The following is a 2,145-nucleotide window of genomic DNA, read 5'->3' on the forward strand; positions in this document are numbered from 1 at the left end:
CTTGACGACCAGCCACTTGCCATTGGACGTGGAACCCGACTTCGTGACTCCGACGTAGCCCGAGACCGCGCCCGCCGGGACGTCGAACTCGATCTGCGTGTCCGACCACGAGACTGCAGCGACCGTCGTGCCAGCCAGCGTGAGCACGCCGGGGGACGAGCCGAATGCCGTGCCGGACACGGTCACGCGCTCGCCGACCGCGGCGGACGCGGTGGACAGAGAGCTGATCACGGGGGGCTCGAACGGCACGAAGCACGCGCCGTTCGACGACAGCCCGTTCTGGAAGATGCCCGCGTACCCCGCGTTCGCTCCGGCGGGCACGATGACCGTCACCTCGGTGTCCGACCACGACACCACGGTCGCCCGCACGCCCGAGATCGACGCGAAGCCCGAGCCCTGCGCGCCGGCGAAGCCATGCCCGTAGATCGTGACCTGCTCGCCCGGGTTCGCCCACGGACGCGACAGGCTCGCCACGGTCGGCGATGCCGTCGACCGCGTCACGAGGATCCCGTTGGACGGGCAACCCTGGAGGTAGACCCCGAGGTACTGCGCGCCGGTGAACGACGGCACGGTGACCGTGATCGACGTGTTCGTCCACGTGACGACCGGGCAGACCGCCGTCCCGATCTTGACCTGGCTCGTGGCCTGCGGGCCGCCGAAGTTCGTGCCGGTCACGGTGATCTGCTGGCCGGGGGTGAGCGTGGTGGCACTGACCGAGGTCACGGTCGCAGGGATCATGATGCCGAGGTACTTGCCATTGGACGTCGCCCATGCCCCCCGCACGACTCCGAGGTAGCCGGAGGTCGCACCGGTGGGCATGCGGGCGACGACGACGGTATCCGTCCACGACACCACGGTCACCGGCTTGCCCGCGAGCGCCACCCAGCCGCTGCCGTTGGGGCCGAAGCCGACGCCGCGGATGGTCACGTCGGTGCCGACCGCCGCCCAGCCCGGCGAGATCGAGTCCACACGCGGTGCGTGGGTCGACCATACGCCGTTCGAGACGACGCCGTCGACGAGCACGCCGACGTACCCCTGCGCGAAACCGGGAACCACGAAGGTCACCTGCGTGTCGCTCCACGAAGCGGCGTCATACAGCCTGCCGGCGATGGTCACCTTGCCGGGCACCGAGCCGAAACGCTCGCCGGTGATGGTGATCGTCTCACCGATGATCGCGTAGTCCTTCGACAGCGAGGTGACGTGCGGCCGGATGAACGAGTCGAACGCCACCGCATTCGACGCCGCCCCGTCGCATGTGACCACGACCGGGCCGTCGCACGGGACGGTCACGACGATCGCGGTGTCGGACCACGAGACGACCGTGGCCGGGACGCCGTTGAACGTCACGGTGCTCGCGCCCTGCGCCGCGCCGAAGTCCGTGCCGCTGATGGTGACGTCGGTGCCGACCTCGGCGGGATCCGGGTCGACCGCGGTGATCGCCGGCGCGGGGAGCACCGCGAAAGCGAAGGCGTTCGACGCGTGCCCGCCGACGGTGACGACGACCGGGCCCTCGCACGGGACGGTCACGTCGATCGCGGTGTCGGACCACGAGACGACCGTGGCCGGGACGCCGTTGAACGTCACGGTGCTCGCACCCTGAGCGGCGCCGAAGTCCGTACCGCTGATGGTGACGGCGGTGCCGGCGCGCGCCGACGCCGGCGACACTGAACCGATGACCGGCGACGAGTACGCCGCGAACGCGAACGCGTTCGACGCGTGCCCGTCGACCGTCACGACCACGGGGCCGTCACCCGGGACGAGCGCGCTGACCGCGGTGTCGGACCACGAGACGACCGTCGCCGGGACGCCGTTGAACGTGACCGTCGACAGCCCCTGGGCCGCCCCGAACGCCGTGCCGCTGATCGTCACGACCGTGCCGACCTCGGCGGGAGCCGGATCGACCGCCGCGATCACCGGTGCCACGTAGGCGGAGAACGCCGCAGCGTTCGAGGCGATGCCGTCGCACGTCACCACGACCGGTCCGTCGCCGGGCGCGATCGCGGTGATCGCGGTATCCGACCACGCCGTCACGACAGCAGCGATGCCGTCGAACGCCACGGTGCTCGCGCCCTGCGCGGCGCCGAACGAGGTTCCCGAGACGGTGACCGCGGTGCCCAGCTCCGCCGGGTTCGGCGCCGCGCAGGG

The 2,145-nt window shown here is 71.1% G+C and carries 1 protein-coding gene; it reads right to left on the bottom strand.

All coding sequences use genetic code 11. The features are described 5' to 3' along the window. Positions 1-2,145 (bottom strand): hypothetical protein (locus tag FDZ70_09620; protein TLM69567.1); only part of this gene is annotated, 2,145 nt, incomplete at both ends.

This window comes from Actinomycetota bacterium (genome assembly GCA_005774595.1).
Lineage (GTDB): Bacteria > Actinomycetota > Coriobacteriia > Anaerosomatales > D1FN1-002 > D1FN1-002.